The organism is Niastella vici (assembly GCF_002077945.1).
GTDB lineage: Bacteria > Bacteroidota > Bacteroidia > Chitinophagales > Chitinophagaceae > Niastella > Niastella vici.
Genome location: NZ_LVYD01000042.1, coordinates 1 through 13,228, shown reverse-complemented (window position 1 = coordinate 13,228; position 13,228 = coordinate 1). Strand labels below are relative to the sequence as shown.

The window sequence follows — 13,228 nt, the reverse complement described above, 5'->3', positions numbered from 1 at the left end:
ATGCCGCGTACCTTTTGGGCGTGGCATTTCTTTTTTAAAGGATGGCATAGTTTTCCCGGTAATTACTCTTGTCATCACAAACTGTGGATTTATGAAAAAGTACTGCCCATTCCTGTTCGTTCTGGCCGTTTTGATCACGCTGGCTTCCTGTCAAAAGGAAATTCATAATAACGATGTTACTCCCCCCGGCGGTCCCACACCTGCCGATACCATCCCCAACACGGCCAATACGGAAGTGGGAACCTGGAATTTTATCTCGCTTCAGGGCACGCTGTCTCAAACCGCAGAACTTTCCCAGGCCGGCCAGGCAATAAAAGGCATTAGCACCAGCAATTTTACTTCGCAGAATAATGCCGGAACCGTGAAATTCGACAGCGTTAATATGACGGCCACGGGTATCAGTATGTCTGTTAATACCACGGCCAAAACCCTCGTTTATATGAATGGGTCACTGTTCGATTCCCTGTCAACACCTCTGAACCAGACCCTTCCGGCTCAAAATGCTACCTCGGGATACAAAAAGATAGGCGCCGATTCGCTGTATTTTCAGGATGGCGGCTTCCTGAATGTGCTCACCGGCGGTCTGGTGCCTTCCGCACCAAGCGGTTGCAAGCTGGTGTTTTCGGGCAATACCATGAAAATGACCATTGTATACGATACGGTCACTACGCAGGATTACCAGGGTATTCCGGCAAAAGTCACCATTCATGCCGTATTGGTGGCCACCCTGCAAAAGAACTGAGGAATTAATGGTTTTCCACAACTGCAACGTCGAATCACTCATGTTTGTCATATAAGGGATTGCACTAATGACGCCGAAATAGTATTTTTGCGCGTGAGTTTTCTGCCCTAATCAAAACTTTAAAATAGCACAATGAAAAATAAAACCCCGTTCCTGCTTCTCGGAAGTATTGTATTGTTATTCCTCGTTTCCTGCGGAAAAGAAAAAAGCATAGATACATTAGGCGGTACCAACAATGCCGGCAGCACCGGTTCTGAAAAAGGAACCTGGAAATTATTGAACATGCATGGTATCACCACTTCAATTGTTGAAATAACCGACGGCGTCGATAACGCCACATCAGTTACCACCAGCGATTATATAACTGATAATAATACCGGTACCCTCAAATTCGATGGTTCTACCATGACCGGCACCAATATCGGTTATTCGATGGATGCAATAGCTCATGCGCTTTTTTATACCAACGGTGTACTCGACGATTCTCTTGACGCGCCAATTTCAGCCGTTATACCGTCAACCAATACATCGGCCACTTATAAAAAGGTTGCTGCCGATTCTATTTATGTTAATTCCGGCGTATTTACCACGGTAGGAACGAACGGAACTACGCAGTCGGCCGGCGGCGGTTACAAACTGGCATTCAATGGCGATACAATGACCATGCGGGCGACAGTCGACCAAAGTAAGGTAGAGCTGAACATGGGTCTTACACAAAGGACCACAAACCACGCCGTACAGATCATTACATTGAAGAAACAATAACCGGTTTATAAATAAATGAATGAGCCCCGTTCACCAACCTTTGAGCGGGGCTTATCATTTGTGCCTGCCTGTGTATAAATTATTTCTTCTTTACTTCAACGATCTTGTCATCGTCCCCGTTATCGGTACAAACATATACTTTCCCTTCGGGCGAAATACAAACATCGCGCATGCGGCCATATTTGTTGACGTAGAATTCAAAAACACTATCGATACCGGTGCGGGCTGCATTCAGCTTCAATTGAAGCAGGCGGCTGTCCTTTAAAACCGCCAGCAACAGCGAGTGTTTCCATTGTGGTATCTGGTCCTTGTCGTAATAGTCAAGTCCGCTGGGTGCAATGGTGGGCGTCCAGGCCCAAAGCGGTTCGCGTACGTTATTGGCGTTGCAAAAACTTTGTTCGGCGCTGGTATTGCAAAATCCCATAACTGTGGGCCAGCCATAGTTGCGGCCTTTTTCAATAATATTGATCTCGTCGTCTGAACTGGGGCCGTGCTCCGAACTGTACAGGATGTTATTGGCAAATACCAGTCCCTGCGGGTTACGGTGGCCGAAGCTCCAGACCGCACTGCCGGGTGTTGGATTGTCGGCAGGAATACTACCGTCAAGGTTCAGTCGTAACACCTTGCCATTGAGGGCGCTTTTGTTTTGCGGCAGCGTTTGATCATTGGAATCGCCGGTAGTGATAAATAACTTTTGATCGGGCGTAATCAACAGGCGGCAACCATTGTGGATGCTCGCTGCTTTGATATTGTCGATTATTATTTGCGGGCTGGTAAGCGTAGAACCATTGTAAGTATACCGTACTATCTTTTCGATGTAAGTACTGCCATTCATATAGTCGTAGGCAACAAATACCTGCGGGGTAGTGGCGAAGTTGGGATGCAATGCCATTCCCAGCAAACCGCCTTCGCCCTGGGCACTCACTTCGGCAATGGTCAAAATGGTTGTAACGGCGCCCGTGGCCGGGTTTACCCGGCTCAGCTTACCACCGCGTTCCGTCATCCAGATGAAGTTATCGGGGCCCCATACAATTTCCCAGGGGTGCGATAGTTTGCTGGTAAGAATGCTGTCTTTGAGTACGGCTGAAGTAGCGGTATCGTCGTTCCCTTTTTTCTTGTTGCAGCACATGATAAGCAACGCGATACATAAACCGCTGTAAATGATCATTTGCTTCATAAAATAAGATTTAACAACCAGGATGTAACGAAAACCATGCCGCTACGACTAAAATAAGGCGATGTTGACAATGTGATCGCCACCGGGGGCGTTAGAGGGTCAATAAATGCTGCCGGGGTGTTAACAGCTTGTAACTCAAATGAATTAAAGGCACATTGTATCAAAAAATTGTACATTTATAAGAATTAAATTCTAAATAGATATGAAATCTCGTAATCTGGTTCTAATCGTTGTGGTGGTCTTTATTTTAATCTTAGGTGGTTGCGGATGTAATGGTTATAACAGAATGGTAAACCTCGATGAAGGTGTAAAGAATAAGTGGAACAATGTGCAGAGCGATTACCAGCGCCGTGCCGATCTTATACCCAACCTCGTAAGTACCGTAAAAGGCGCTGCCAATTTTGAACAAACAACCCTGACCAAAGTAATTGAAGCAAGGGCAAAAGCAACTTCAATAAATATAAACGCCGATAACCTTACTCCTGAAAAGGTTCAGGAATTTCAACAGGCGCAAGCTCAGCTGGGTGGTGCATTGAATAAATTGCTGGTGGTTGCCGAACAATACCCGCAATTGCAGGCTACACAGAACTTCAGGGACCTGCAGGCTCAAATTGAAGGAACCGAAAACCGCATCAAGGTTTCGCGTAACGACTTTAACTTGGCCATACAGGATTACAACTCGGTTGTTCGCCGTTTTCCCAATAACATCTTTGCCGGTATGTTCGGTTTTCATACAAAAACAGGATTCACGGCTGACGCAGGTTCTGAAAAAGCTCCTAAAGTAGAATTCTAAAAATAATTGCATGGCATTTTTCCCCTTCTCAAAAAGGAAAGAATTTTTTACGCGCGAGGAACAGGAGCGCATCGTGAATGCCATTCGGCAGGCCGAACAGCAAACCAGCGGCGAAATAAGGGTATATACCGAAAGCCGCTGCCGGTTTGTTAATCCCCTCGACAGGGCCGCAGAAATATTCTGGGGTCTTAAAATGGATGCTACCAAAGACCGTAACGGGGTATTGGTATACGTTGCCATGAAAGATCACCAGTTTGCCATTATGGCCGACCAGGGAATTCATGAGAAGGTTGGGCAGGCATTCTGGAACGAGGAAGTGTCGGTAATGACAAAGCATTTTCAAAATGCGGCGCCTGCCGAGGCCCTTGAAGCGGTGATAACTGATGTGGGAGAGGCGTTAAAAACCCATTTCCCTTACGACCGTGTAAACGATAAAAATGAATTACCCGACGATATGGTGTTTGGCAGGTAAGAAAATTGTTGCCGGTTACCAGTTACCGGTAACCGGGGACCTCCCGACACGTCGGGGGCAACTGATATCAACTGATAGGCATTATACTTTTTGAAATGAGTAAATTAAAAGCCCTTCTCGTTCCCATATTCCTATTTGTGTCGTTTTTAGCGTCGGCACAAAATATTCCCCAACGGCCCAATCCTCCGAAACTGGTCAATGACTTTGCCGGCGTATTATCGCCCGAAGAAGAACAGCGGTTAGAACAGGAACTGGTTGCCTACGATGACAGTACCAGCAACCAGGTTGCCATTGTGCTCCTCAAAACGCTCGACGATTATCCCATCGAAGAGTATGCGGTGAAATTATTCCGTTCGTGGGGCATTGGTAATAAGAAAACCAACAACGGGGTGCTTATACTGGCCGCCATCGAGGACCATAAGATCCGTATTGAAGTAGGGTATGGGTTAGAAGGGGCGATCCCCGATATTACAGCCAATCACATTATTCAGAATGATATTGCGCCCAACTTCAGATCGGGCGATTATTATGAAGGGTTGTCAAAAGCAGCCGCTTCTATTATAAAAGCAGCTGCCGGTGAATACAAGGCCCCGGCCGATTATCGCAAAAGGAAAGGCAGCGGCAGCGCCATCCCGTTCGGCTTTATCATTTTTGTGATCGTCATGATCATCATATTTGGCGGCCGCAACCGTGGTGGTGGCGGTGGCTTTATGAGCCGTCGTGGTTCAGGCTGGTTAGGGCCCTTTATACTGGGCAATATGATGGGCCGCAGTGGCGGCGGTGGTTGGGGCGGCGGCGGCTGGAGTGGCGGTGGTGGTGGCGGTTTTGGCGGCTTTGGTGGTGGCAGCAGCGGTGGCGGCGGCGCCAGTGGAAGCTGGTAGAAAGTTTTTGAGTTTATGAGTTAGTTAGTTGATCAGGTTTACCAAAAACTAACCAACTCAATAACTAACAAACTAACTAAAGAGCTTAATTGCTCAAGATATATAAACCTGGAACCCTGAACCCAATCGAAAATTGTATGCGCACCCTATTGATCCTGACCGTATTCCTTTGCAGCATCAATTCTTTTGCACAAAGGATGACTGCTGGCTTTATCAAAGACCGGCCCATGCCTGCCCGGGCGGTGAATGATTTCGCCAAATGGCTTACAAAGGCTGAAAAAGATCAGCTCGAAAGACATATAAAGGTTTATCGAAAAATGACAGGTTTTGATATTGTTATAATCACCCTGCCTACGTTGACGAATGCGAAGACCGGTGAAACCTATACCAGTCAGGAAGCGGCCCGGCAATATTTAGACAAATGGAGTACGAACGATTCGCTGAAAGATGTGCGGGTATTGCTGCTGGTTGATCCCAATGAAATGAGGATCAGAACTGCTGATAGTATGGGCGCCTACCTTACGGTGTCTGATTGCCAGCGTATATTCAAAGAGAAAATGATGCCTGAGTTTGAAGCGAACCAGTACTATCCTATGTTCATACATGGTGTAATTGAGATCGAGAATACCATCGGTGATGCAGTACGGGCAAAAAAAGCGGCGGAGATCGCTGCTATGAACAATGCCCAGGCGCCGCAGCCTGCTAATTCACAGCCTGCTAATTCGCAGTCTGCCTATTCGTATAACCAACCTGTAGAAAAGGAAATGACCCCGGGGGAAACCGTAGTTGGGTTTCTTGGGTTGGGGGCTATCATATTTTATTTCGTTTACAGAAAACGCAGAAGGGGCGTTCTGGCGAATGCCATAGATGAGGGGTTTGCTTCAGATGCTGATGCCTGGTTAACCCGGGAAGGTACCACGCACCGCCGCACGGTTAATGACTGAGCTGGCAATAGAAAATAAACCTTGAACCTTTATGCGCTACATCTTATTCCTTTCAGTACTTCTTTGCACTACTTTTTCATTTGCTCAAAAGAAGAAGACCGCAACACCTTTTATAAGGCCATTGCCAGTTCCGCACCATGCGGTCAATGATTTTGGGCGCTTTCTTTCCCTGGAAGAAAAGACATCCCTGGAGCTGGAACTGAACGAATATAATAACAGGACCGGCAATGCCATTGTTTTTATTTCGGTCGATTCACTTACCGATCCCAAAACCAAAAAGCAATACACAATTGAAAAAACTGCCAATTTATATTTTAATAAATGGGGCATTGGCGACAGCATAAAAAATAATGGCGTCTTGTTGCTGGTGAGTCGCAAAGAGCGGGGGGTACGTATAGAGGTAGGAAGGGGGTTGGAACAGGTGTTGACCAATCCTGTTTGCAAGCAGATCATAGAAGACAAGCTGGTCCCGAACTTTAAAAAGGGTAATTTTTACCAGGGAATAATGGAGGCAGTAAAAGCTATTGAACAGAATCTGGATGAACCGCCGGCTGCTGCTGAGCTACCTGCCACAGGAACCTATTCGTTACAGGAGGAGCCTGCTTCCTCCGAAACGGAAGATGCATCAATGGGCGGAGCAATTGCTGCGGTGGCAGCAGTTGGGGTTGGAATTATTGCTTTAATATTTATATGGGCTGCAAAACAAGCCCGGCGTTTTGGTGGTTGGTTTACTGGTGCTGGTTTTCAAAGTAACCGCCGCGGGTTTTTCAATAATTCATATAATAATGGACGCTTCTTTTCATCACGCGGTAATTCCGGTTGGTCGTCAAATGATAACACTGTTTCTTCCTATCCCGATAGCAGCGATTCAAACTGGTCGTCGAACGATAATTCGGTAGCGTCCTTTTCATCACCCTCTTTTGACCCTCCCCCATCACCTTCCTCATCTTCAGACAGCTTCAGTGGCGGCAGTAGCGATGGCGGCGGCGCCAGTGGTTCCTGGTAGTTTGTCAGTTTTTGAGTTCGTTAGTTGATCCCTGAACTGAAAACTTATAAACTTAAAAACTAAAAAGGCTGCCCTGGTACCAGGACAGCCTGTTATAGAAAATTTCTTTCTACGAAGTTCTCCCCTTTAGGGGCCGGGGGTTAAAAACTTTTCTTCTCCCCGCTCTCCATCTTCGAATTGATATAATCAATTTGTTCTTTCATGCTGGTTTTGTCAGCAGTTGCACTGGCGGCGTTCTTTCTATCAATAACTCCTTTAAGCAGGCCATTTACATATGGCGTTAAACCATAAGCTGCCAGGGCATCCCTGAATTCAACTACCATATCAACTCCGGCTTTTAATTTCTTCGTGTCTTTTACAACAGCCAGGAATTGGCAGAAGGGTTGCAGCAGGTTGAACTTCTGCTGTGAAATAGGCATGTCGCCAAATGCTTTGGCAATAATATCAAAACTGTTTTCATCACCCGATTTTACCAGTATGGTGGTCAGGCTTTCGATCAGTTTGCCTTTAGCCGGATATTTCGCCAGGCGTTTTGATTCTGCTACTGCAGCGGCGCTATCCTGCACAAACAATGCGTTCAATGCAGTGCCGGCTACTGTATAGGAAGAATCGTTCACGCTCTTGGTGAAAAGCGATTTGTATTTGTCCTCGTTGTATTGTGAAAGCGCACCGAGGGCAGTGGCGCGTACGGTTGCTTTGGGATCGCGCTGGGCAATTTCGGCCAAAATGGGTTCGGCCTGTTTCTTCACGGTTTCATTTTTCAGGTCCAGTTTGCCGATCGCATAACCACGCAACCCAAAGTATTTATCTTTCAATGCCAGGAACATGAGCTCCTGTGCCTTGGGATCGTTCTGGTTCCTGCTGGCAAAATCAATCGCTTCGCGGCGGTCGAGGTACTGGCCGGCATATTTATACTGATGAATGAAATTTTCCAGGGTCTTGTTGTCTTTTTTCTCGGCCAGCAGGGTCTTCTTGCCGTCTACATTTACCAGGTCGGGCCGGCTGGTGTAAGGGAAAGAAAAGGTTTCTTCCCTGTCTTTGATCCATACATCATGACGCACTTTTTCTGCTCCATTATATATATCAATGGCAATCGGTAAAACGAATGCTTTATCACCGGTTTGTGTTTGCTTTACGGTTACCTGAACTTTTTTGGCGTTATCGTCGTAAGCATAATCGATCGACAATTTGGGGTGGCCTGCGCCAAAATACCATTGGTTCCAGAACCAGTTCATGTCTTTACCGGTCACTTCTTCAAAAGCCAGGCGCAAATTGTGCGCTTCGGCCGATTTGTATTTATTGGTAGTGAGGTACAGGTTCAATGCCTTGAAGAAAGCGCTGTCACCTACATAGCTGCGCAGCATATGTAAAATGCGGCCGCCTTTGTTATAGCTGACAGCGTCGAACATGGCTTCTTTGTCATTATAATAAAAACGCACCAGGTCTTTTTTCTCGCTCTGGCTTTGAATATAGCCCTGCATGTCGCCGAAATTCTGGGCATCGCCGGCGTCTTTACCATATTTATATTCATCCCACAGGGTTTCGCTGTAGTTGGCAAAGGATTCATTCAGGGTGAGGTTGCTCCAGCTTTCGCAGGTAACCAGGTCGCCAAACCATTGGTGAAACAATTCGTGGGCGATGGTGCTTTCCCAGCCGTTGCCGTCAACCAGTTCGCGTGCATCCTGCTGGGCGCTTTCCTGGTGCAGGGTGGCGGTGGTGTTCTCCATGGCGCCGCTCACATAATCGCGGCCAACGATCTGTGAATACTTTACCCAGGGATATTCAACACCCAGGATTCTCGAATAAAAACCTATCATTTCGGGCGTGTGGCCGAAGATCTTTTTGGCTACAGCCGCGTATTCTTTTTCCACATAATAATTTACTTCCTTGCCTTTGTAGGTATCTTTTATGACGCTGTAATCACCTACACCCATAAAGAACAGGTAAGGAGCGTGTGGCTGGTCCATTTTCCAGTCGTCGGTGCGGGTACCGTCGGCATTGGTCTTTTGCGATACCAGTTTACCATTCGAGAGGGTAACATATTTGGCCGGAACGGTCATAATGATCTCGTCGGTGGTCTTTTGATCGGGCTTATCAATGGTTGGGCACCATACAGAGGTAGCTTCGGTTTCGCCCTGGGTCCATATTTGGGTGGGTTTGTCCTTTTCTTCTCCTTTGGGATTTATGAAATACAGGCCTTTGGCATCGGTGATGGCCGCGCTGCCCTGTACCTTTACTTCATCGGGTTTGGCAGTATATTCAATTAACACTGTATACTGTTCGCCGCCTTTATACGTTTTATCAAGGTCGATATGCAATTGCCAGCCGTCGTAATTGTATTTAAGTGGGGTAGAAGAAGCTCCCTTTACGATGGCCACTTTGTGAATGTCCATGCCTTTGGCATCGAGCGTCAGCGAATCGGTGGGGTAAAAGTGGGGGGCCAGGGTTATCCAGGCCTTGCCGTTCATATGCGATTTGCTGTAATCGAATTTTACGTCGAGTTTGGTATGTACCAGGTCATTTATCCGCGGGGCACTTTCCCGGTACAATTTTTTCCATGAAGTGTCCGGGGTCGCCTCCTCCTGTTGGGCCAACAGGGCGGCGGGCAGTATTCCCAGGGCCAGTATTAATGAAAGCTTCTTCATATTGAGAATTTAGAATTTAAGTGGTAAAGATAGGCGTGGGTGTGCTTAATAAATGTAAAAAATAGTATAAGTGGCTGCGATAAAAAGTCAAATAAGTAGATTTGCTTTTATGAACATTCCTTACCGCGTTATAAAAAAGCTTGCTTTTGTAACAGGGTTTTGTATAGTTTCAGGTACAACAGCTCTGGCGCAGCAGCAGTCTTTATTTGTTTATTTGCAATCAGAGAACCAGCCTTTCTACGTGCAGATGGGCGATAAGGTATATAGTTCCTCTACAATCGGGCATCTGGTGATTGCCGGCCTGGCCGACAAAACCTGTGATTTTGAGATCGGTTTCCCCCAACATACCACCCAGCCCCAGCGCTTTTCCATTCCGCTCCGGAATAAAGACCATGGCTATCAGCTGGTGAAGAACGGTTCCCGCGGCTGGGCCCTGTACGACTGGCAAACCGATGAAACCATTAAGCCTTTGAAAGAAGCGGGCAATAGTACCTTCCTGTATGGCGAACGCAAAAAAGACGATGCCTTCGCCGACCTGATGGCCGCTGTGGTCAATGACTCTGCCGTTCTTTATACTTCAATAGTTAAAAAAGAAAGCGTGGCCGTGCCTGCCGTGGCTACTACCGATGCCAAACCGGAAGAAAAACAACCGGAAGTGAAGACCGAAGAAAAAAAGGTGCAGCTAACCGATACGGTTGTTAGTAAGACAACGACAGAAACAGTAGCCCAGGGCTCCAATCCCGATACTACCAACCGAATAAAGAAGGAGCCTGCCACTACTGCCGATGCGATGGCTGGGGTTGCTAAAAACACCGATAGCCTGGTAACAAAATACGATCCCAAAGAAAAAAGCCTTACTGAGAAGCCGGTATTAGCCGGAGTGGTCAAAATACAGCAGCAAACAAAAGACGGCGAAACCAAAATGGTTTTTATAGATAGCAGTGAAACCCCCGTCAAAGTGGTCACTGTTTATATAAATGAAGAAAAAAAGGCTGCCGATGATAAGGCGGCTCAAACCCAGGCGCCGGTTCAACCCAATATTGCGCAACCTGTGAACAATACCCCGGCTGCCAATGTCGTAAAAAATGAGCCCAAAGAAGAGCCGGCCACCCAGCCTGCCAAACAGGAGACTGCGGAGACGGTGAAGAAAGAAGTGAAAAAAGAAGAGATCCCTACAGCCAAAGAAACCCCGGCAACAAAAGAACTGGTAGCTGAGCAAATAAAGAAAGAGACCTGGCGCCAGGAGCCTGAGAAAAAATCAACAACCGGCGATACGGTCACCATTATTCTGGAATCGCGGCAAATGAAAAAAAGTACCACCGCTGCGGAAGAAACGCCATTGTTCCGCACAAAACAGGAACCTAAGGCCGAGCCTGTTAAACCCACGCCAGCGCCCGATACCACAGTTATACAAATGACTGCCCCGGCCAAACAGGAGGTAAATACGGCTGCTACTGAAAAAGAAGCCAAAAAAGAGATTAAACAGGAACCAGCGAAGCCGGTAACGGAAGATAAACCGGTTGTAAAAACAGAACCGGCAAAGGTGGAGGTTGAAACAAAGAAGGAAAGCGAGCCCGCGCCGGCCAAAAATGATAAAGAAGACGGGGTTAGAACCGAACCCCAATTGAAGCCAGCCGCCGATACGGTAAAAAAGGCCGTGATGAAACCGGTTACTGAAACCGCTGCCCAACCGGCTGAACCCGAAAAGAAAGCTGAAACAGGCAACAAGCTGGTAATGGTCAATAGTGATTGCGTTAAACTGGCTACTGATAATGATGTAGATAAAATGCGGGTGAAGATCCTGATCGAAAACGACCTGCAAAAGAAGCTGGCGGTTGCCAATAAGTATTTCAAAACCATGTGTTTGTACGCCAAACAAATAAAGGCTTTGTCAGAATTGTTCGCCAATGACGAGGCCAAATATAAATTCCTCGAACTGGCATATCCCTTCGCCGCCGATACGGCCAATTTCAAGCAATTGTATGAACTGTTAACCGATGAGGTTTATGTAACCAAATTTAAAAAACTGGTAAGGTTGCAGTAGGTTAAATTTCACTTATTTTCCTGGCTTCAGGGCATACCCATACCTACCCGGCTTCGTACCTGAGTTGTACCAGGGTGATACCTGAGTCGTACCGGGGTGGTACCTGGTACGCACCAGCTTCGCTTTGGATTCACTAATATTCCGTATATATCTCGTACATATCTCGTATATGTCTCGTATATGTGCCGATCCTTTAAAGGAACGGAACATTAACGGAATACTTTTGGAAAATGGATGTTATAAATGCGACAAATAGGTAAAGATGGAACGATGCCGGAACGAAGATGGTCCGAACCTGATAGCCCAGGCAGGAAGAAAGGATAAACAGATAGTTATATGGAAGTGGCTTATCAGGAACTAAGATAATCTTTTAATTTGACATTCAATATTTTACGTTTAAAACTCCCTATTTGCACCACGCTGACCTGCTTATTTCTCTGTGCTTCATTTTTCATTCTTCCTTTTCCTCCCCCGATATTTGCCCGATGAACCGATATTTTTTGGAGGTGGCCTATCATGGCGGGCGCTATGCCGGCTCGCAGGTGCAGCTCAATACCATTACGGTGCAGAGCGAACTGGAGAAAGCGCTGGAAGTGTATTTCAGGCAAAAACTGGTGCTTACAGGCTCTTCCCGTACCGATACGGGGGTGCATGCCACGCAGAATTTTTACCATTTCGACCTGCCCCAGCCTATGAACCCCAGGGCGATCTATAACCTCAATGCTATTTTACCGCATGATATCGCTATTAAGCAATTTATACCGGTGCCGGCCGAAGCGCATTGCCGTTTTGATGCCATAGCCCGTGAATATGAATACTTTATCTATCAGGTTAAAGATCCGTTCCTGGTCGATAGGGCCTGGTTTTATCCCTATACCATCGATTGGGAGGGGTTGCAGACGGCCGCCGGGGTCTTAAAAGAATATACCGACTTTACCTCGTTCTCAAAACGCAATTCGCAGGTAAAAACCTTTAACTGCCGCATCATTTACAGTGAGTGGAAGCGGGGGGAGAAGGGGGCGGTTTACAGGGTTAAAGCCAACCGGTTTTTAAGGGGTATGGTGCGCGGTTTGGTGGGCACTATGTTGCAGGTTGGAAGGGGTAAAATAACGTTACAACAGTTCAGGGAGATCATCGAAGCCCGGGACTGTACAAAGGCCGATTTTTCGGTGCCGGGGCATGGCCTGTTCTTACAAAAAGTGGAGTATCCCGAACACTACTTCATGTAACAACGAAATGTTAAAATCGGTTAAACATAATAGTGGGACGTTAGTGATAAGTAGTGAAATACATTTTTGCTGAACGTTTGTTCGTGAAAAATAACAATGTGAAAAAATTATTGCCCTGAAACCCTTGTGGGGCGGTTGTTTTAGCAGAATGATAAAAATAACTTCGAAAAATATTTGGTAGAAGATGAAAGCTGGTTATCTTTGCGGCCCGCTTTACAAAAAAGCATACTCACACGAAGTTCTTTACATAAAAAGTTTACTCCCGGCGGTATAATATAAGCACTGAAAACAGCAAAAAACGAAGAAGAGAAAAGTGAAAAAAAGTTTGGAAGTGAAAATGAAAAGCGCTTATCTTTGCAGCCCGGTTTGAACGAAGCTCTTACACAGAATATTGCAACGAAAACAGCGAGCAGGAAATTGTGAAAAACGAAGAAAAAAATTTGGAAGCAATATACGAGAAACACTAACTTTGCAGCCCCAATCGAAAATGAGGCAGCGAAGAAGAGGAGAAGGGGATGAGGAAAGAGAGA

12 protein-coding genes are annotated in these 13,228 nt (G+C 46.5%); 9 read left to right on the top strand and 3 right to left on the bottom strand.

The window, feature by feature from the left end; translation table 11 throughout:
* Nucleotides 1-91: 91 nt before the first annotated feature.
* Both A3860_RS11405 and A3860_RS11400 read left to right on the top strand, forming a co-directional pair.
* Complete coding sequence (locus A3860_RS11405; RefSeq protein ID WP_081146831.1) at nt 92-742, top strand: hypothetical protein; 651 nt, start codon at nt 92-94, stop codon at nt 740-742.
* A 132-nt stretch (nt 743-874) separates the two neighbouring features.
* On the top strand, nt 875-1,507 hold the full coding sequence (locus tag A3860_RS11400; protein WP_081146830.1) for a hypothetical protein: 633 nt from the start codon (nt 875-877) through the stop codon (nt 1,505-1,507).
* 79 nt (nt 1,508-1,586) lie between these two features.
* Here A3860_RS11400 and A3860_RS11395 read toward each other — a convergent pair whose 3' ends face one another.
* Nucleotides 1,587-2,684: a PQQ-dependent sugar dehydrogenase gene (locus tag A3860_RS11395; RefSeq protein WP_081146829.1), complete on the bottom strand. Its 1,098-nt coding sequence runs from the start codon at nt 2,682-2,684 to the stop codon at nt 1,587-1,589.
* A gap of 202 nt (nt 2,685-2,886) precedes the next feature.
* Here A3860_RS11395 and A3860_RS11390 point away from each other — a divergent pair, with 202 nt between their 5' ends.
* The 5 genes from A3860_RS11390 to A3860_RS11370 all read left to right on the top strand — a co-directional run bounded on the left by A3860_RS11390 (nt 2,887) and on the right by A3860_RS11370 (nt 6,780).
* Nucleotides 2,887-3,477, top strand: coding sequence for a LemA family protein (locus tag A3860_RS11390; protein WP_081146828.1), 591 nt, complete (start codon nt 2,887-2,889; stop codon nt 3,475-3,477).
* Between the two features lie 10 nt (nt 3,478-3,487).
* Nucleotides 3,488-3,949 (top strand): TPM domain-containing protein, encoded by a 462-nt coding sequence (locus A3860_RS11385; RefSeq protein WP_081146827.1) that lies wholly within the window; start codon nt 3,488-3,490, stop codon nt 3,947-3,949.
* A 95-nt stretch (nt 3,950-4,044) separates the two neighbouring features.
* The gene (locus A3860_RS11380; RefSeq protein ID WP_081146826.1) at nt 4,045-4,830 is read left to right on the top strand and encodes a TPM domain-containing protein; all 786 of its coding nucleotides are present in this window, start codon (nt 4,045-4,047) and stop codon (nt 4,828-4,830) included.
* 137 nt (nt 4,831-4,967) lie between these two features.
* Complete coding sequence (locus A3860_RS11375) at nt 4,968-5,774, top strand: TPM domain-containing protein (protein ID WP_081146825.1); 807 nt, start codon at nt 4,968-4,970, stop codon at nt 5,772-5,774.
* Nucleotides 5,775-5,805: 31 nt separating this feature from the next.
* A complete protein-coding gene (locus tag A3860_RS11370; RefSeq protein ID WP_081147109.1) occupies nt 5,806-6,780 on the top strand; it encodes a TPM domain-containing protein in 975 nt (324 codons plus the stop codon).
* Nucleotides 6,781-6,920: 140 nt separating this feature from the next.
* On the opposite strand, the gene A3860_RS11365 is transcribed toward A3860_RS11370, so the two are convergent.
* Complete coding sequence (locus A3860_RS11365; RefSeq protein ID WP_081146824.1) at nt 6,921-9,425, bottom strand: M1 family aminopeptidase; 2,505 nt, start codon at nt 9,423-9,425, stop codon at nt 6,921-6,923.
* A gap of 109 nt (nt 9,426-9,534) precedes the next feature.
* Here A3860_RS11365 and A3860_RS11360 point away from each other — a divergent pair, with 109 nt between their 5' ends.
* Nucleotides 9,535-11,469 (top strand): DUF4476 domain-containing protein, encoded by a 1,935-nt coding sequence (locus tag A3860_RS11360; RefSeq protein WP_081146823.1) that lies wholly within the window; start codon nt 9,535-9,537, stop codon nt 11,467-11,469.
* Nucleotides 11,470-11,954: 485 nt separating this feature from the next.
* Nucleotides 11,955-12,698: a tRNA pseudouridine(38-40) synthase TruA gene (truA, locus tag A3860_RS11355; protein ID WP_081147108.1), complete on the top strand. Its 744-nt coding sequence runs from the start codon at nt 11,955-11,957 to the stop codon at nt 12,696-12,698.
* Nucleotides 12,699-12,838: 140 nt separating this feature from the next.
* Here truA and A3860_RS41630 read toward each other — a convergent pair.
* A partial coding sequence (locus A3860_RS41630) for a hypothetical protein (RefSeq protein ID WP_216823419.1) occupies nt 12,839-13,228 on the bottom strand: 390 nt, incomplete at its 5' end.

Coding starts and splice junctions, on each gene's coding strand:
- A3860_RS11405 (WP_081146831.1), top strand. CDS start 92: ATGAAAAAGTACTGCCCATTCCTGTTCGTTCTGGCCGTTTTGATCACG.
- A3860_RS11390 (WP_081146828.1), top strand. CDS start 2,887: ATGAAATCTCGTAATCTGGTTCTAATCGTTGTGGTGGTCTTTATTTTA.
- A3860_RS11400 (WP_081146830.1), top strand. CDS start 875: ATGAAAAATAAAACCCCGTTCCTGCTTCTCGGAAGTATTGTATTGTTA.
- truA (WP_081147108.1), top strand. CDS start 11,955: ATGAACCGATATTTTTTGGAGGTGGCCTATCATGGCGGGCGCTATGCC.
- A3860_RS11365 (WP_081146824.1), bottom strand. CDS start 9,425: ATGAAGAAGCTTTCATTAATACTGGCCCTGGGAATACTGCCCGCCGCC.
- A3860_RS11385 (WP_081146827.1), top strand. CDS start 3,488: ATGGCATTTTTCCCCTTCTCAAAAAGGAAAGAATTTTTTACGCGCGAG.
- A3860_RS11380 (WP_081146826.1), top strand. CDS start 4,045: ATGAGTAAATTAAAAGCCCTTCTCGTTCCCATATTCCTATTTGTGTCG.
- A3860_RS11370 (WP_081147109.1), top strand. CDS start 5,806: ATGCGCTACATCTTATTCCTTTCAGTACTTCTTTGCACTACTTTTTCA.
- A3860_RS11375 (WP_081146825.1), top strand. CDS start 4,968: ATGCGCACCCTATTGATCCTGACCGTATTCCTTTGCAGCATCAATTCT.
- A3860_RS11360 (WP_081146823.1), top strand. CDS start 9,535: ATGAACATTCCTTACCGCGTTATAAAAAAGCTTGCTTTTGTAACAGGG.
- A3860_RS11395 (WP_081146829.1), bottom strand. CDS start 2,684: ATGAAGCAAATGATCATTTACAGCGGTTTATGTATCGCGTTGCTTATC.